The organism is Pseudomonas sp. NPDC089401 (assembly GCF_044749485.1).
Lineage (GTDB): Bacteria > Pseudomonadota > Gammaproteobacteria > Pseudomonadales > Pseudomonadaceae > Aquipseudomonas.
Genome location: NZ_JBIVIA010000003.1, coordinates 402,840 through 420,702 on the forward strand (window position 1 = coordinate 402,840; position 17,863 = coordinate 420,702).

A 17,863-nucleotide genomic window follows, 5' to 3' on the forward strand; every position below is an offset into this window, starting at 1 on the left:
GCGGGTTCACCCGCGAAGAGGCCGGCACTGGCAACCAGAAAAACTCAGGTGCCACTCCCCCACCCGCCCCCCAGCGCCACCATCAACCCGATCCGCGCCTCCAGCTGCCGGGTCTGCAGCTCCTGCAACTTCTGTTTCTCCTGCAACGCATCGATCTGCGCCGTCAGCACATCCAGCAAGCTCACCGCCCCTTGCCGGTAACTCTCAAGGGCAATCTGCTCCGCTCTCCCCGCCGCCTGCGCCGCCTGCCCCACATCACCCGCTTGCTGCGCCAGTTCACGCACCTGCGCCAGGTTGTCCTCGACCTCGCGCACGGCCAGCAGCACCTTGCCATGGTACTCCGCCGCCGCCGCCTCGAGCTCGGCCCTGGCCCGGCGCTCATCCGCCGAGCGCCGCCCACCGTCGAACAGCGGCAACTGCAGCACCGGGCCAATCGCCCAGTAGCGGTTGGCCGCCGCCAGCAGATTGCCGGCGCCCTGGGTCTGCCCGCCGAACATCGCGCTCAGGCTGAAGTCCGGATACCAGGCGGCCCGCGCCACGCCGATACTGGCGTTGGCGGCAAACACCCGGCGTTCGGCGGCGGCCACGTCCGGGCGCTGCAACAGCAGCTTGCCGGGCAGGTCGGTCGGCACCGCTGGGGCAGTGACCGGTGCAGGGTCCGGTGCCAAGGCGAAATCGCCGGGCAACGCGCCCACCAGCTCGGCCATTGCATGCTGGGCCAAGCTGCGCTGGGCAACCACGTCGTCCACCGCCGCCTTGGCTTCCGACAACCTGGCCGCCGCCCGGTCCAGGTCCAGCTCGGAGGCGATGTTGCCCCTGTAGCGTTGCTGGATCAGCGCCAGCAGCTGGGCACGGTCGTGAACCGCGCTGTCGAGCAGTTGCCGCTGGGCATCCAGCCCACGGGCACGCACATACAGCAGCGCCAGCTGCCGTTGCAGGCTCAGCCGCGCGCCGGCCAGATCATCCGCCGAAGCCTGCGCCGTGGCATCGCCGGCCGCCACCTGGTTGCGCAGCTTGCCCCACAGGTCGAGGTCGAAATTCAAACTCAACCCAGCGGTGTCGCTGTTGTAGATCGAGGGCTGGGTATCGCCGCGCAAGGGCCGGCGGTCCGACTGGCGCTGGCGCAGCGGCGTGGCACTGGCGCTGGCCTGCGGCCACAGCCCGCCGTGCAGGCCTTGGGCATAGGCCGTCGCCGCGTCGTTGTGCGCGACTGCGGCAGCGAGGTTCGGGTTGGACGCCAACAGCCGCGCCTGCAACGCGTCGAGGCGCTTGTCGGCAAACAGCGTCCACCACTGCGCAGGCAGCCGCACTTTCGCGTCGACGATCCGCCAGTCGCCTACCCGCTCGCCGTAATGGGCCGGCAAGTCCACTGCGGGCGCCTGGTAATGCGGTGCCAGCGAGCAGCCTTGCAGTACCAGGCACAGCGCCAACCCGGCGCGCTTAGACCGAGGGCGCATGGGCACCTCCCGGGGTCACGCTGCGCACCGCGTCGTTGTCGCGCAGGGCGTCGGGCGGGTTGTCCACCACCTGGTCCTTCAGGCCCAGACCGCGGTCGACGGTCAGCGTGCTGCCCAGGTCCTGGGCGATATGGATGCTGCGCAGGTGCACGCGGCTCTGGGGGTCGAGCACCGCCACCTGCGGCCCCTGGGCGCGGAAGATCAGCGCGCTGGAGGGGATGCTTACCGCCGCGGCAGCGCTGCGCACGGTGATGCGGGCGCTGGCGTAGTCGCCTGGCAGCAAGGCGCCGCTGGTGTTCTCCACCGCGTACTGGGCGAGCAGCGTGCCCGAGCCCTGGTCGACCGCGGTCGAGGTGCCCATCAAGGCCGCCATGTAATGCTGGCCGGGGCGCTCCGGCACCGATAGTTGCACCTGCATGCCCGGCAGGATCTGGCTGGCGTAGTTCTGCGGCACCGGCACATAGAGGCGCAGGCGGCGGGTATCGGCGATGTCGAACAGCGAGGTGGCGCCGGCGCTGTCGGCCTTGATCAACTGGCCGATCTGCGCGTGGCGGGCGGTGATGGTGCCGCTGAACGGCGCGCGAATGATCTTGTACGCGGCCAGATCTTCGAGCCGCGCATAGTCGGCTTGCGCCGCCTCGGCATCGGCACTCGCCACGGCAGCCGCAGCGACCTTTTCATCGACCTCCTGGCGCGACACCGAATGGCTGGCGAACAGGTGCTGCCAGCGCGCGGCGGTGCCTTGCGCCAGCGACGCGCTGGCTCGGTGCTGGGCCAGGGTGGCCTTGGCCTGGGCCAGTTGCTGGTCGAGTTCGGGGCTGTCGATCTCCGCCAACGGCTGGCCGGCCTGGACCGGGGTGCCGATGTCGGCCTGCCAGCTTTTCAGGTAACCGCTGACCCGGGCGTTGACCCGGGCCATGTTCCAGGCCTGCAGGTGCGCAGGCAGGCTCAGGGTTTCGCCAGCGGCATTCATCGACGGGGTGAAGGTCACCACGGCCGGGGTCGCCCGGCTTTCAGTCCAGGCCTGCACGGCAGCGGCCTGGTGCCGGCGGGCATACACTCCCAGCGCAACGACCAGGGCCGCCAGGCCCAGGCCGGCGCCCGCCATGAGCATCAGGCGCCGACGATCAGCTACGGAACGGCTAGGCATGCAGGTTTTCTCCAACGACAGCGTGAGGGGTTGAGCGGCGGTGGGCCAGGCTGAACACGACGGGGACGAACAACAAGGTGGCGCAGGTGGCGACGATCAGGCCGCCGATCACCGCACGGCCCAGGGGTGCATTCTGCTCTTGCGACAGGGCCAGCGGCAGCATGCCGATGATCATCGCCAGGGCGGTCATCAGCACCGGCCGGAAACGGGTGAAACCGGCCTCCAGGGCGGCCTTCATGGCATCGCCATGGGCAGCCAGGCGCTCGCGGCAGAAGCTCACCACCAGCACCGAGTTGGCGGTGGCCACGCCCATGCACAGGATCGCCCCGGTGAGCGCCGGCACCGACAGCGTGGTGCCGGTGACGAACAGCATCCAGACGATGCCGGCCAGCGCGGCGGGCAGCGCGGTGATGATCACGAACGGGTCGATCCAGGACTGGAAGTTGACCACGATCAGCAGGTAGATCAGCACTACCGCGCCCAGCAGGCCGAGGCCCAGGCCGTGGAACGCTTCGTGCAGCGCGGTGATCTGGCCATGCAGGCTGACGGTCGCGCCCTTGGGCCGCAGGTGCGCGGTATCGTCGATGACGTGCTGGATATCCGCCGCGATACCGCCCAGGTCACGGCCCTGGACGTTGGCGTACAGGTCCAGGGTCGGGGTGATGTTGTAGTGGCTGACCACGTCGGCGCTGTCGGTGCGCGCCAGGCTGGCGATGCCGCCGAGCACGGTGGTGCGGCCGTTGCTGCCGGTGATCGGCAGCGCCTGCAGCTGGGCGATGCTGCTCATGCGGTATTGCGGCGTTGAGCCGACCACCGAATAGGACACGCCGTTTGCCGGGTTCAGCCAGTAGGTCGGCGCGGTCTGCGAGGTGCCGGCCAGCGAGGCGCCGAGGCTGACGGTGACGTCACGCTCGGTGATGCCCAGTTCGGCGGCACGTTTGCGGTCGACATCGACCTGCAACGACGGGTAGCTTTCCGACTGCTGCAAACGCAGGTCGGCGATGCCGGGGATGTGCTGCAGGCGGCGCATCAGCTCGGCGGCATAGGCGCGGTTGGCCGCGTCATTGGGGCCGGAGACCTTCACGTCCAGCGGCGCCGGCGAGCCGAAGTTGAGGATCTGGCTGCTGATGTCCGCCGGCAGGAAGGCGAAGGTGGTGCCGGGGAAGCTGTCCGGCAGCACCTCGCGCAGGCGCTTCACGTAATCGGCGGTCGGGCCGTGGCCGGGCTTGAGCGAGACCTGGATGTCGCCATCCTGCGGGCCGACCGTGCCGCTGGTGTTGTAGGCCATGTCGATGCCACTGATGGGCAGGCCGATGTTGTCGATGATCGACGCCACTTCATCGGCCGGCAGCACTTCGCGGATACGGCTTTCGATGCGGTCGAAGGCCGCTGCGCTTTCCTCGATGCGCGTGCCCAGCGGCAGGCGCACATGCAGGGCCATGGCCCCGGCGTCGGTCTCGGGAAAGAAGTCTTCGCCCAGGGTCGGCAGCAGCGCGAAGCTGGCCAGCACGCAGGCGAGAAAGCCCGCCAGGAAGCGCTTGCGGTTGGCCAGGGCCAGTTCCAGCAGGCCCTGGTAAGCGTCGCGCAGCCGCGAGAAACCGGCCTCGAAACCGGCCTGCAGGCGCACCAGCGGGTTGGTCGACTTGTCGCCTTCGTGGTGGTTGAGGTAGGCGTCCTCCGGGTGCCGCCCCTCGCCCTGCTCCACCCGGTGCGGCTTGAGCAGGAACATGGCCAGGGTCGGCACCAGAGTACGCGACAGAATAAAAGAGCTCCCCATGGCGAACATCACTGCCAACGCCATGGGCCGGAACAGGTATCCGGCGATGCCCTGGAGCATGAACATCGGAACAAATACAACGCAGATGCACAACAGCGCCACGAACGCGGGGCCGACGATCTGCCTGGCGCCATCGAGGATCGCCGTTCTGACCGTCTTGCCTTGTTCGAGGTGCCAGTTGATGTTTTCGATGGTCACCGTCGCGTCGTCGACCAGGATGCCCACGGCCAGCGCCAGGCCGCCAAGGGTCATCACGTTGAGGGTCTGCCCGCTGACCGCCAGCAAGGCGATCGCCGACAGCACCGCCAGCGGGATCGAGGCGGCGATGATCAGTGTCGAGCGCCAGCTGCCGAGGAACAGCAGGATCATGGCGCTGGTCAGCAAGGCCGCGATGATGCCTTCGCGGGCGACGCTGCCGACGGATTCCTTGACCACCGTCGAGGCGTCGCCGAGCAGCGAGGTCTTGAGCTCTGGTGGCAGGGTCTCGTCGATGCGCGGTAGCATGCTGCGGATGCCGTCGACGATCGACAGGGTCGAATTGTTGCCGTTCTTCAGTGCCGGCATCAGCACCGCGCGGCGGCCATCGACGCGCACGATGTTGGTCTGTGGCGGCGCACCGTCACGCACATGGGCCACCTGGCCCATGGTGATCTGCGCGCCGTCGACGACCTTGACCGGCAGGTCGTTGAGTTCATCGATGGCGCTGGGGCTGTTGTTCAGCAGCACGGTGAACTCGTTGTGGCCGATCTTCGCCGTGCCCACCGGGATGATCTGGTTCTGCGCGGCCAGCGCACTGGCCACGTCCTGGGCCGACAGGCCCTTGGCGGCCAGGGCCTGGGGGTCTAGGTCGAGGGTGATCTGGCGCTGCTTGCCGCCCATGGGGGTCGGCATCGACAGGCCGGGCACCGAGGTCAGCGGCAGGCGGATGCTGTTCTGCACCAGGTCGCGGATACGCGCCTCGGACAGCGTCGGGCTGGAAAACGCCATTTGCAGGATCGGCACGGTGGAGGCGCTGTAGTTGAGGATCAGCGGCGGCGTGATGCCGGCCGGCATCTGCTTGAGCACGGTCTGCGAAACGGCGGTGACCTGGGCGTTGGCAGTGCGGATATCGACGCTGGGCTGGAAGAAGATCTTGACGATGCCCATGCCCGGCAAGGATTGCGACTCGATGTGTTCGATGTCGTTGACCGTGGTGCTCAAGGCCCGTTCGTAGGTGTAGACGACCCGACCCGACATGGCATCCGGCGCCAGCCCTGTGTATTGCCAGACCACGGCAATGACCGGTATGCCGATATCGGGGAAAACATCACTTGGCGTGCGCAAGGCCGCCAATGGACCGACGATGCAAATCACGATCGCCAGCACCAGGAACGTGTAGGGTTTGTGCAGTGCCGTTTTGACCAGCGCGAGCATGTTGTGCCCCTGAAAGTTGAACGGGGCGCAGTCTTCCATGGACTTTCCAAGCTGTCGGTTAAACCTCCATTAAAGTAAATTAAGGGAAGCTGCGGGGCGTATTCATTTGCAGCGAAGGGGGTTGCTGGCCATCCTTTACGAATCATTCGCAGCTACTGTCAGAGGGTCGTTCATGGGCATCAGGAAAGGTACTAAATGGGCACTGTTGCTACCCGTGCTGGGGGCATTGGGGGCACTTGGCGGCTGTGCCGGGCCCATGCCGAAAGCCAGCCCGGACGAGGCCTGGGTGAGTTTGCGCGAAGAGCCGACGAGCACGCTGATGGCCGAGACCCTGGATGGCAAGCGGCTGGAGGACGGGCGCTATTTCGAGGTGCCGAAGGGGCAGCATACGCTGGGGGCGACACTGTTCGTGGAGGGTGACGGGGACAGTAATGGCAGTACTTGCCGGGTCGATGTGACCTATAAGGACTTCAAGGTCGGCACGCGCTATACCTTGGTGGAAAGTAGCCTTGGCCAGGCATATACGCTGACACTTTACAACAGTGCGGACAAACCGATTGCGCACTCTTCCGACACAGATTGCATGCCGGGGTAAGTTATAAACCCATAACTTCCCGCACCGTTAATTTGCAATGATCAAAGACCAGGGGGTGCCCCTGTAGGAGCGGCCTTGTGTCGCGAAAGGGCTGCGAAGCAGCCCCACGATTTCAGCCTCCCCTCCAAGATTGCCGGGGCTGCTTCGCAGCCCTTTCGCGACACAAGGCCGCTCCTACAATGGGCCGTGCATGCCTGATGCAGCAAGTCAGCCTCAGTCCAGCACCGGCTTGAGCAACGCCTGCGCTTCGTACAACGTCGCCAGGTAACGCAGGCGCAGTTCGTCGACGCTCAACCGCGACGCATGGGTGGTGATGGTCAGGGTCGCCTTCAACTGGCCGCTGCGGTCGAGCAGCGGCACACCCAGTACACGCATGCCGATCTCGTATTCCTGATCGACGATGCAGAAGCCCTGGGCCCTCACCCGCTGCAATTCTTCCTCCAGCAGCACCCTGTCGGTCTGCGTGTAAGGCGTCAGCCCGCGCAGCGGATTGCGCGCCAGGTACGCCTCGCGCGCGCCCTCCTCCAGCCACGCCAGCCAGAGCCGCCCACTCGCCGTGCAATACATCGGCACCCGCGACCCCGGCCGGATCGACAGCGACGTGACATGGCTGTAGCGGCTGCGCACCAGGTGAATGATCTCGTCGCCATCGCGGGTGCCCACCGACACATGCTCCTGGGTCTGGCGCGCCACCTGCTCGACGATCGGCCGCAACATGCGCGGCAGTTGCGCCGAATCCACATAGGCCTGACCGATGCGCAGGGCCTTGGGCGTCAGCCAGTACTGGCGGTTGTCGGTGTCGGCAAAGCCTTCGTGCACCAAGGTCAGCAGGAAGCGCCGCGCGGCGCTGGGCGTCAGGCCCGACAGCCTGGCCGCCTGGGGCACGCTCAGGCGCGGCTGCTCGGCGTTGAACAACTGCATCAGCGCCAGGCCCTTCTGCAGGCCGGCAATCAGGTCTCGCGGATGGATCTCAGGCTGGGTCATGGTGTGGGCTCGCAAAACGGCATTTAATGCGATAAACGGCATATGGTTGCGATTATCGCATCAAAGCCTCGATAAGCGCATTGTTCCCTACGCCTTCTCATTCCAAGCTGGCCTCCACAACAACAAGCAAGAACGGAGGTCAGCATGATCCGAGGCTCAACTGAACTGGTCGCCATCGTCGGTTCCCCCATCGCCCAGGTGAAGTCACCTGAAAACTTCAATACCTGGTTCGCCAACCATGGCCACGACCTGGCGATGCTGCCCATCGACCTGCAGGCCATGGCACTGGGCACCTTCACCGACACCCTGCGCGGCTGGCACAACCTGCGCGGCTGCGTGGTCACGGTGCCCTACAAGCAGGCCTTGGCCTCGCAGCTGGACGGGCTCAGCGAGCGGGCAGCGGCCTTGGGCTCGGTCAACGTGATCCGTCGCCAGGGTGATGGCCGCCTGCTGGGCGACAACGTCGATGGCGCGGGGTTTCTCGGCGCCGCACAGCAGCATGGCTTCCAGGCAGCGGGCAACAGCGCGCTGGTGGTGGGCTGTGGCGGGGTCGGCAGCGCTATCGCCTATGCGCTGGCAGAAGCGGGCCTGGCTCAGATCACCTTGAGCGACCCCAGCGTCGCCCGCGTCGGCGCCCTTGGCGAAGTACTGGGCAATCGATTCCCCGAGCTGGAAATCGCGACCCGATATTCATCGCTGGAAGACTTCGACCTGGTGGTCAATGCCTCGCCCGTGGGTATGGGCAACAGTACCGAGCTGCCATTGCCAGCAGCGTTGCTGGAAACCTTGCGCCCGACCACGCTGGTGGCCGATGTGGTCACTTCGCCGGAAGTCACCCCGCTGCTGGAAAAGGCCCGCGAGCGCGGCTGCCCGATCCAGACCGGCGCGCAGATGGCGTTCGCCCAACTGGGTCACCTCGGCGCCTTCATGGGCGTCACGCCACTGGAGATCTGAGGCCATGGGCGCATTCGAACAGCCACAACAGCATTACGACCTGATCGTCCTCGGCAGCGGCGCCGGCGGCTTTGCCGCAGCGGCCACGGCGGCCTGCCGTGGGCTGAAGGTGCTGGTCGTGGAAAAGGCCGAGACCTTCGGCGGTACCTCGGCGATCTCTGGCGGCGCGGTCTGGCTGTACGGCACCGACCAGGCCCGTGCCGCGGGTGCCAAGGACTCCCCCGAAGCCATGCGCAGCTACCTGAAGGCGGTGATCGGCGCCGGTTGCGACTCGGCCCTGGTGGACGCCTTCATCGAACAGGGTCACCAGGCGCTGCGCTGGCTCGAACAGCACACCGAACTGCGCTATGGCCTGCGCCCGCACTCGCCGGACTACTACCCCGAACAACCCGGCGCCACCGAGTTCGGCCGGGCGCTGGAGATGGTCGAGTACGATGGGCGTCGCCTGGGTGCGCGCTTCAAGGACCTGACGATGCCGCCGCCGGGCATGCTGCTGTTCGGTGGCATGATGGTCAACCGTGTGGACATCCAGCACTTCCTCAACCTGCGCCGCTCGCCGGCCTCGCTGTGGCATTGCCTGAAGCTGATGGCGCGCTACGCCCTGGACCGCCTGCGCCACCCGCGCGGCACGCGCCTGACCACCGGCAACGCGCTGATCGCCCGCCTGGCCTGCAGCGCCTTTGCCCATGGCACCGAGCTGTGGTTGCGCAGCGAGGCGCAGGAGTTGCTCGTCGAAGATGGCAGGGTCACAGGCGTGCTCATCCAGCGTGAGGGCCGGCTTGAGCGGATACAGGCGCGCGGGGGCGTGGTCTGTGCCATGGGGGGCTTCGCCGCCGGGGCACTGGCCGCCGCTTACCGTCCCAGCAGCGACGCGCCACACTTGAGCATGTCACCTGCCAGTAACGATGGTGCGGCCCTACGCCTCGGCGAAGCCGTGGCGGCAGCCCAGGGTGAAGGCCTGGCGGCCAACTTCTTCTGGGCGCCGGTGTCGCAAGTGCGCCATGCAGATGGCCGAGTCGAACGCTTCCCGCACCTGGTCACCGACCGCGCCAAACCCGGCGTGATCGCCATTGCCCCGAACGGGCGGCGCTTCGTCAACGAGTCCAACTCCTACCACCACTTCGTGCAGACCATGTTCGCCCAGGGCATCGGCGAATGCTGGCTGCTCTGCGATGCCGAGGCCATGAACCGCTACGGCCTGGGCCTGGCCCGGCCGAAGCCGGTGGACAACTCGGCGCTGATCGATGCGGGCTACCTGCACCGGGCCGACAGCATAGCGGCCCTGGCCCAGGCCATCGGCGTCGACCCGAACGCCCTGCAACAGACCCAGGCACGCTTCAACGCCGATGCCCGCGACGGCCTGGACCGCGAGTTCGGCAAAGGAGGCAACAGCTACAACCGCTACATGGGCGACCCGCAGCACCAGCCCAACCCGTGCCTCGCCCCGCTGGCCCAGGCGCCGTTCTACGCCATCCGCCTGCACACCGGCGACCTCGGCTCGGCACGCGGCCTGGTCACCAACGCCCGCGCCAACGTGCTGGACCGCAGCGGCGCCGCGATCCCTGGGCTGTATGCCGTGGGCAACGACATGAACTCGCTGATGAACGGCACCTACCCCGGCCCCGGCATCACCCTGGGCCCCGCCCTCACCTTCGGCTGGCTCGCCGCCAGCCATATCGCCACTGGCCTGCAAACGGAGAACCGCGCATGTACTACGAACTGCGAACCTACACCCTCGACCCGCTGAAGATGGCCGACTGGCTGGCGCTGTACCAGAGCCATGCCCTGGAGGTGCAAAGCGAGCACCTGGGCAACCTGGTGGGCTTTTTCACCCAGGAAATCGGCGAGGTCAACCAGGTGGTACACCTGTGGGCCTACGCCAGCCTCGACGACCGCATGCAGCGCCGCGCGGCGATGGCGGCCGACCCGCGCTGGACGGCGTTTTCGCGGCGTAACCGCGAGCTCGGCGCGGTGCTGCAACTGCACTCGCGGCTGCTGCGCCCCACGGCCTTCTCCCCCCTGCAATAAATCAGTGTGGGAGCGGGTTTACCCGCGAAGAATCCAACTGGGCATATGGCACCGGCTTTGCCGGTGTTCGCGGGTGAACCCGCTCCCACAGGGGCCGCGTCAGTTTTGAAAGGAGTGCACCATGCAACCACTCGAATGTGATGTCCTGGTGATCGGCTCAGGCGCCTCGGGCCTGGCGACCGCCGTGACCGCCGCGCATCACGGCCTGAAAGTGATCGTCGCGGAAAAGGCCGGGCAACTTGGCGGGACCAGTGCCTGGTCGGGGGGCTGGCTGTGGATCCCGCGCAACCCGCTGGCCATCGCCGAAGGCCGGGTGGAAGCCGACGATGCGCCGGAACGCTACCTGCGCGCCCAGACCCAGGTCGCCGCACTGGACCCGCGCCAGCGTGCGTTCCTGCGCCATGGCCCGGAGATGGTGGCGTTCTTCCAGCAACACACTGCCGTGCAGTTCCAGTCCGGCAGCCACCTGCCGGACATGCGCGAGGGCGATGGCAGCGCACGCGGCGGCCGTTCGCTGTGCGCACTGCCGTTCGACGGACGCAGGCTCGGCCCTTGGCTCCACAGGCTGCGTCCGCCGCTGGACATCGTCAGCCTGGGCGGCATGGGTATCGCCGGGGGCGCCGACATGGCGGCCTTCTTCAATGCCCGCCGCTCGCCCAAGGCCGCCCTGCACGTCGGCAAACGCCTGCTGCGCCATGGCCGCGACCTGCTGTTGCAGCGCCGCGGCCTGCAACTGGTCAACGGCAACGCCCTGGTCGCCCGCCTGCTGCGCAGCGCCCTGGACCTCGACGTGACGTTTTTCACCGACCTGCCGGCCACCGCCCTGCTCGGCGCCGGGCGCATCGCCGGTGCGCAGTTCGCCAACGGCCAGCGAATCCACGCGCGGCGCGGCGTGGTGCTGGCCTGCGGTGGCTTCGCCCATGACCGTCAGCGCATCGCAGAACTGATACCCCATGCGCCCGATGGCTCTGGGCATCATTCTGCCGCGCCGGCGGAAAACAACGGCGACGGCCTGCGCCTGGGTGAGCAGGCCGGCGGCCATATCGGTGCGCAGCTGGCGCATGCCGGGGCCTGGGCACCGGTCTCGCAAGTGCCACGCGCCGACGGCAGCATCGGCCATTTCCCGCACCTGATCGACCGCGCCAAACCCGGCTTCATCGCCGTGCGGCGCGATGGAAAGCGCTTCGTCAACGAGGCCGACTGCTACCACGACTTCATGAACGCGCTGTTCGCCGCCACGCCCACGGGCGAGCCGCACGAAGCCTGGCTGGTCTGCGACCACACCGCGCAGCGCCGTTACGGCATCGGCTGGGCGAAACCCTTCCCATTCCCCACCGGCTTCTATCAGCGGCGCGGCTACCTGTTCAGTGCACGCACCCTGGAGCAACTGGCGCAGCGCTGCGGCATCGACCCGCTGCAGCTGCAGCGCACCGTCGCCGGCTTCAACCAGCAGGCGGCCATGGGCCAGGACCCGCTATTCCAGCGCGGCGCATCGGCCTACAACCGGGCCCAGGGCGACCCGCTGCAGGCCCCCAATCCTTCGCTGCGCCCGCTGCTCAAAGGCCCCTTCCACGCGGTTAAACTACTGCCGGGCAGCCTGGGCACCTTCGCCGGCCTGCACACCGATGCCTCGGCCCGCGTGCTCGATCACGCCGGGCAGCCGATACCCGGCCTGTTCGCCGTCGGCAACGACATGCACAGCATCATGGGCGGGCACTATCCTAGTGGAGGCATCACCCTGGGGCCGGGCATGACCTTCGGCTACCTGGCCGGCAAGGCGCTGGCCGGCCAATAGCAGGTGACTTACGTTCGATAACCGAACATTTGCCAAACCTTTGAATTGACGGTCGTCGATTCACTGCCCACCATGCACCGGCCTTGCGTGTATGCCCTGCCTGGGGCCAGGTCACGTTCGAGAAACCGCCGTTCATTACAATTTCAAGAAACGACCAGGATATGAACCACTCCAAGCTCAACACCGCCGTCCCGCGGCTGCCCTCGGGCGGCATCGGCGACAAGATCCGCGGCGCCTTCGCCGTCGGCAAGACCCGCTGGGGCATGCTCGCCCTGGTGTTCTTCGCCACCACCCTGAACTACATCGACCGTGCCGCACTCGGCATCATGCAACCGGTGCTGGCAGAGGCCATGCACTGGACGTCGATGGACTACGCCAACATCAATTTCTGGTTCCAGGTCGGCTACGCCGTCGGCTTCCTGCTGCAGGGCCGGCTGATCGACAGGATCGGCGTCAAGCGCGCCTTCTTCATCGCCGTCCTGCTCTGGAGCCTGGCCACCGGTGCCCACGGCCTGGCCACCTCGGCCGCCGGCTTCATGGTCTGCCGCTTCATCCTCGGCCTGACCGAGGCGGCCAACTACCCGGCCTGCGTGAAGACCGTGCGCCTGTGGTTCCCAGCCGGTGAACGCGCGATCGCCAACGGCCTGTTCAATGCCGGCACCAATGTCGGCGCCATGCTCACCCCGGCGCTGCTGCCGCTGATCCTCGCCGCCTGGGGCTGGCAGGCCGCGTTCATCGCCATGGGCTGCCTGGGCCTGGTGTGGCTGGTGTTCTGGGCCCTGAAGTATTTCAACCCGGAGGATCATCCCTCGGTCCGCCAGAGCGAACTGGACTACATCCAGCAGGAAGCCGAACCGGAAGTGGCGCGCCTGCCGTTCAGCCGCATCCTCGGCATGCGCGGCACCTGGGCCTTCACCGTGGCCTTCGCGATCACCGCCCCGGTGTTCTGGTTCTACCTGTACTGGCTGCCGCCGTTTCTCAACCAGCAGTACAACCTGGGCATCAGCGTGACCCAGATGGGCATTCCGCTGATGCTGATCTGGCTGACCGCCGACTTCGGCAGCATCGGTGGCGGCATCCTCTCGTCGTGGCTGATCGGCCGTGGCATGCGCGCCACCACCGCGCGCCTGGTGTCGATGCTGATCTTCGCCTGCACCATGGTCAGCGTCATCTTCGCCGCCCACGCCAGCGGCCTGTGGGTCGCGGTGCTGGCCATCGCCGTGGCGGTCGGCGCACACCAGGCCTGGACCGCGAACATCTGGGCGCTGGTGATGGACTACACGCCCAAGCACCTGATCAGCACCGTGTTCGGCTTCGCCAGCATGTGCGCGGCGGTGGGCGGCATGTTCATGACGCAGATCGTCGGCAGCGTGCTGACCGCGACCAACAATAATTACGCCGTGCTGTTCACCATGATTCCGGCCATGTACTTCCTGGCGCTGATTTGGTTGTACTTCATGGCACCGCGCAAGCTTGAAGAATAGTAAGCGCGCATTTCACCCTTTACCTCGATGGGGCCCTTGGACGGGCCCTTTTTTTCGCCTGTTTTCCCAGGGGCGCAAGGCTTGAAATACCACTGCGTCTACTTTTCCTACAACCATTTGGGAATCGTGCAACTCCCCCATGAATTGATTCCTCGCTAGTGTCAGGCGCGAGCACCGACGACTCCGCACGGAGGCAGATCGTCTGCTCACGCCGCCACTCGCAAGGAGCCATTCATGGGTATCAGCAAAGCCATCAGCATCGCCATGCAGGAAGAAATCCCCAACCCGTATGGCACCTGCAATGCCTGCGAACGTTCCGGGCTGCCCATCCTGCTGTTGCGTGAAGCCTATGCCCCGCACCCTCAGGATACGAAAACCTACCTCGTCGCCCGCGACAGCGAAATCACCTACACGCCGCTGCGCATGAATCAACTGCGCGTCCTGCGCCAGGGTTATGTCTACGTGCTGCTCGACCAGGAAATCTGGCACGCCTATCAGGTCACGCCCGAAGGTGCCCTGCGCCGCTTCCCGGTGTCACAGATGCCGCTGGCACCCGGATGGCCGCTGAACAAACACTGCGAAACCAAGGACCACGATGTCCTCGCTTCCTTCATCAACATCGATACCCAGCTGTTCAGCAAGGCCTGGATCGCCTTCGCCAATGACCCTTGGCCGCGTGACGTGCTGGACAATTACCGGGACAGCATTGTCAGAGGAGAACCGCAATACCTCGACCGTTTTGTCGAACTCGACCTGAACACCGCTCGCAACGACCCGGCCAGTGTCGGCATCGCCATGACCGATGCCGAGCTGGGCCTGGGTGAAGTGCTCGAATACGCCACCTACTCCACTGGCAAGTTCACCAGCTGCCATGGCTACTATCAGCGCATGCATCGGTTGTTTGCCACCCATACCCATGTACGCACCACCATCCAGAAAGAGCAGCTTCCAAACGGCGTGCTGGCCCTGACCGTACCCGACCCGGTCGGCCTGGTCATGGAGGCCAATGCCCAGCGCACCAGCTGGTTCCGCGACATGCAGGGATGGCGCGCCGAGCCCCAGCGTCACTTCGAATTGTTCACCTCACAGGCCTTGCTGGGAATTCGCGAACTGAACGATGCCAGGGCAGCGGTAAAAGCCGTGGAAGAGACCGAGCAGCAGGCCAGGCACGTCGACAAGTGGAATGACAGCCCGATCAGCGCCAAGGTCTACCTGCCGCCGATAGACATCGAAGCCCAAGCCCCCCGTGCCATCAAAAACAAGCAAGAGGAGGCACGGGAGCGCCTGGAAGAGCGTTATGACGAGGGTGCCCGCGCAGCGTTTCAAGCGGCTTATGACCGCGAACTGAAATACTGGCAGTCGATGGTCGATAAGGTCGGTGCGCTGTATACCCACTTTTACGCCCAGCGGGCGTTTCAGCGTATTGGCCACCTTGACTACAGCGCCACCAGTCGCCTGTCCGCCGAATATTTCATATCCATGATGTCGGCCTGCCTCGCGGGCGGCCCCACCGAATTGCCGGCCCATGAAGACGCAGCGCTCGGGGCTACCCAGAAGCTCTGGCAGCAATTGCTCGAGGCCCCCGACAGCCTGCTGTACCAGGCGCTGATGGCCAGGCATGAGGACCTGATGCCACAGATCGTGCACGGCCTCACCGGCGATGATCTCAACAAGCTGCATGATTCGATCAAGGGGATCATCGCCAGTCCGGAAGGCGAAAGGATGATGATCCAACCGCTGCAGGACGCCATCGGCCAGTTACTCGCCGCCACCGCCGGCGCAGGCAACGCCCTCGGCCAGCACATTTCCAGGCAGGCCAGGGCACTGATCGGCCATGTGCATATCGCCTCGCTCCTGCTCTTCGCCGGGCAACCGGTCACCCAGATCAGGCTCTCGCTCACCTTGGGTGAGTACATGAGCCTGCTCAACGAACCGTTGCAGCAACGTACCAATGTCTACCTCAGCAAGCTCGACGAGCAGTTCCGCAAGCCGGCTGCACGCAAGGTCAGGGCCATGGTCCTCAGTGGGGCGATTCATATCGCGGCGCCAGGCAATCGCAACCGGATGATCGACGTGATGATCTGGACGCTGGACAGTGCCGAGAACCTGCATGCGCGCCTGGAGCAGCTGCGCGCTACTGCAGCCGGGGGTGTTGGTGACATGCTGCGCAGCGCCAGCATCGGCGCGGATATCTTGCGAACCAGTGCAGGGTTCGCTGCCGACAGTTTCAAGATCAGCGCAGCGTCAGCACGGACGCTGGCCAGTGAGGCGTTTCGTGGCCTGCACAGTCCAAATGCAGGGGTGCATGGGTCGAAGCTGCTGCTGGCCTTGGGGAGTCTCTGGCTCAATCAGGATAGCTTGGCGCGCAACTACGAGACTTCTCTCAAAGTCGCTAATCAGGATCCTGAAGTGTGGGCTGCCATAGGATCGTCCTCGCTGAGTGCACTCGGCGCCGGTATTGAAAGTGCGGGATTGGCCGCTCAGTTTTTACGGCCCCCGACAGGACTGTCTAGCGTAACTGCAACCGCGTCATTAGGACCAAAATTCGCAAAATATGGAGGCGTAATAGCGTCCCTAGCATTTGCGATGGATGCCAAGCAATACCTAAACGCCGGGCAGCGGTCTTCACAACAAGGAGACTCAAAATCTGCGTCCGCTTATAATTTTGCCAGCGTACTGAGCTTCTTGACCTTCGGGTTCGCAGGATATGCTGCATTTTTCACTGGCGCTTTTCTGGGATCACTGGGGATTGCTATCGGACTGGGCTTATTAGCATACGGTTTCGCTACCTTGGCGAAAAAAATGGAGTCAACTCTCCTTGAGTTATGGGCTCGCCAAAGCAGATGGGGCCTTCCTGTCGACCGCCGTCATTGGATTACGGAAGATCACATCGACGCAGCGATTGGAGCACTAAATGCAGCAGCCATAGGCGTTAACGCCAGCGCAAAAATAAATATTAAACTTCAGAATTCAAATATTATTCGAGCCACATCACCCATTGGCTCAATCATCCACACCGGCGCAGAAGTCCCTTCTGGCTTCACGCTAGACTACAACATCGTGCTACCTGGCTTCGATCCCAAACGTTCGCGATACAAATGGACATTGATAGTTTTCACCCCTTCCTCGAATGGCCACGGCCCAGTCACTTTAATTTCAGCGAGCAATTCCGACTCCGCCTCACCACTTATCGTTAACGCAAAAACAAATGCCATTTTGCAGAGGGATGTACACGAGCCTCCAACTGTAAAATCACACGACGACGCCCTTAAAATTAACGGTTCTATTCCTTTATTCGACGACCATGAGATCAGTGCCATCGAGCTAACGCTTATTTATTGGCCAGACGCCGATGACGAGATCGGATACGCGCAGCTCACCACCCGTGAAGACAAGTTAAGATATGCGAGGAAGCCATGAGCTCGCCACTATTGAATCCACCCTGCGCGGGTTGGAGGGAAGATTTGCCGCACCCACTCACGCCCCCTCTGATTGCAACAAGTCTTGGCAAACAAAACCCCAACCATCAAGACGACATATACCTGGAAGTCCCGCGAAGCCAATTGCGAGCACGTGGCATAATGTCATTCATTTCATTAATTACAGGAGCCGCGACCTTGTGGACGCCATGGCTGATTATTGAGAGCATTAGAATCGGCATGCCATGGTTCACTTTGGTGGGCACAGGCATATTACTGGTAGGGGTCCTTATAACGGCCTCTTGCTTCCGTATCGATACAGCCTCGCCTAGGGACGAACCGATACGATTCAACCGCGCCCGACAAAAAATTTATGCTTATAATTTTCAGAGCCAGTGGTGGAACCCATTTGGGAATTGGCGAATCGTCCCGGTGTCTTACGACTGGAGCCAAGTCCGCGCCGAACGCTGGTGGCAGCATGCCGGGTCCATATTTAAATGGGGCGTCATGCTTTCAATCGTAAAACCCGGCACAAACAATGTACTCGATCGTTTCAACCTGACGTTCATGGGCGCCGACGAACACGCCTGGGCCTATGTCTGCACTTACATGCAAGAGGGCCCCTGCGCACTACCACCACCCGGCCCACCGAAAGACCACAACGACGTCCTCTGGTGTGAATTCGCCCTGCGCCTTGCGCCCAAGGTGGAGTGGCCGGCCGACATGGATCAGGAGTCAAAGACAGCGCCATAGCACTTCCATACATCCACAAGCACGGGAATGCCTACATGGGCTCGTTGATTCAGC

12 protein-coding genes are annotated in these 17,863 nt (G+C 64.6%); 8 read left to right on the top strand and 4 right to left on the bottom strand.

Going from position 1 to position 17,863, the window contains the following annotated elements; translation table 11 throughout:
- Positions 1-44: 44 nt before the first annotated feature.
- Genes ACIP21_RS09250 through ACIP21_RS09260 form a run of 3 tightly spaced genes read right to left on the bottom strand, consistent with a single transcriptional unit; the run spans position 45 to position 5,797 of the window.
- Positions 45-1,457 (bottom strand): efflux transporter outer membrane subunit, encoded by a 1,413-nt coding sequence (locus ACIP21_RS09250; RefSeq protein WP_400686633.1) that lies wholly within the window; start codon positions 1,455-1,457, stop codon positions 45-47.
- On the bottom strand, positions 1,441-2,607 hold the full coding sequence (locus ACIP21_RS09255; protein ID WP_400686635.1) for an efflux RND transporter periplasmic adaptor subunit: 1,167 nt from the start codon (positions 2,605-2,607) through the stop codon (positions 1,441-1,443). Before ACIP21_RS09255 ends, ACIP21_RS09250 begins: the two co-directional genes overlap by 17 nt.
- On the bottom strand, positions 2,600-5,797 hold the full coding sequence (locus tag ACIP21_RS09260; protein WP_400687112.1) for an efflux RND transporter permease subunit: 3,198 nt from the start codon (positions 5,795-5,797) through the stop codon (positions 2,600-2,602). The genes ACIP21_RS09255 and ACIP21_RS09260 overlap by 8 nt, the downstream gene beginning before the upstream one ends.
- Positions 5,798-5,969: 172 nt before the next feature.
- Here ACIP21_RS09260 and ACIP21_RS09265 point away from each other — a divergent pair, with 172 nt between their 5' ends.
- Positions 5,970-6,392 (top strand): hypothetical protein, encoded by a 423-nt coding sequence (locus ACIP21_RS09265; RefSeq protein ID WP_400686637.1) that lies wholly within the window; start codon positions 5,970-5,972, stop codon positions 6,390-6,392.
- Between the two features lie 213 nt (positions 6,393-6,605).
- Here the strand turns inward: ACIP21_RS09265 and ACIP21_RS09270 are convergent, their stop codons facing one another.
- Complete coding sequence (locus ACIP21_RS09270; protein WP_400686639.1) at positions 6,606-7,376, bottom strand: IclR family transcriptional regulator C-terminal domain-containing protein; 771 nt, start codon at positions 7,374-7,376, stop codon at positions 6,606-6,608.
- A 144-nt stretch (positions 7,377-7,520) separates the two neighbouring features.
- On the opposite strand from ACIP21_RS09270, the gene ACIP21_RS09275 reads away from it, so the two are divergent.
- The 7 genes from ACIP21_RS09275 to ACIP21_RS09305 all read left to right on the top strand — a co-directional run bounded on the left by ACIP21_RS09275 (position 7,521) and on the right by ACIP21_RS09305 (position 17,809).
- A complete protein-coding gene (locus tag ACIP21_RS09275) occupies positions 7,521-8,330 on the top strand; it encodes a shikimate dehydrogenase family protein (protein WP_400686641.1) in 810 nt (269 codons plus the stop codon).
- A gap of 4 nt (positions 8,331-8,334) precedes the next feature.
- Positions 8,335-10,077: an FAD-dependent oxidoreductase gene (locus ACIP21_RS09280; RefSeq protein WP_400686643.1), complete on the top strand. Its 1,743-nt coding sequence runs from the start codon at positions 8,335-8,337 to the stop codon at positions 10,075-10,077.
- Entirely contained in the window at positions 10,038-10,358 is a 321-nt protein-coding gene (locus ACIP21_RS09285; protein ID WP_400686645.1) for an NIPSNAP family protein, read from the top strand. Before ACIP21_RS09280 ends, ACIP21_RS09285 begins: the two co-directional genes overlap by 40 nt.
- 121 nt (positions 10,359-10,479) lie before the next feature.
- The gene (locus ACIP21_RS09290) at positions 10,480-12,153 is read left to right on the top strand and encodes an FAD-dependent oxidoreductase (protein WP_400686646.1); all 1,674 of its coding nucleotides are present in this window, start codon (positions 10,480-10,482) and stop codon (positions 12,151-12,153) included.
- 161 nt (positions 12,154-12,314) lie between these two features.
- Positions 12,315-13,637 (top strand): MFS transporter, encoded by a 1,323-nt coding sequence (locus ACIP21_RS09295; protein WP_400686648.1) that lies wholly within the window; start codon positions 12,315-12,317, stop codon positions 13,635-13,637.
- 234 nt (positions 13,638-13,871) lie between these two features.
- Positions 13,872-17,057 carry a T6SS effector BTH_I2691 family protein gene (locus ACIP21_RS09300; protein ID WP_400686650.1) on the top strand — a complete coding sequence of 1,062 codons (3,186 nt, stop codon included), beginning with the start codon at positions 13,872-13,874 and terminating at the stop codon, positions 17,055-17,057.
- Positions 17,058-17,218: 161 nt separating this feature from the next.
- Positions 17,219-17,809, top strand: coding sequence for a DUF6708 domain-containing protein (locus ACIP21_RS09305; protein ID WP_400686652.1), 591 nt, complete (start codon positions 17,219-17,221; stop codon positions 17,807-17,809).
- Positions 17,810-17,863 lie beyond the last annotated feature (54 nt).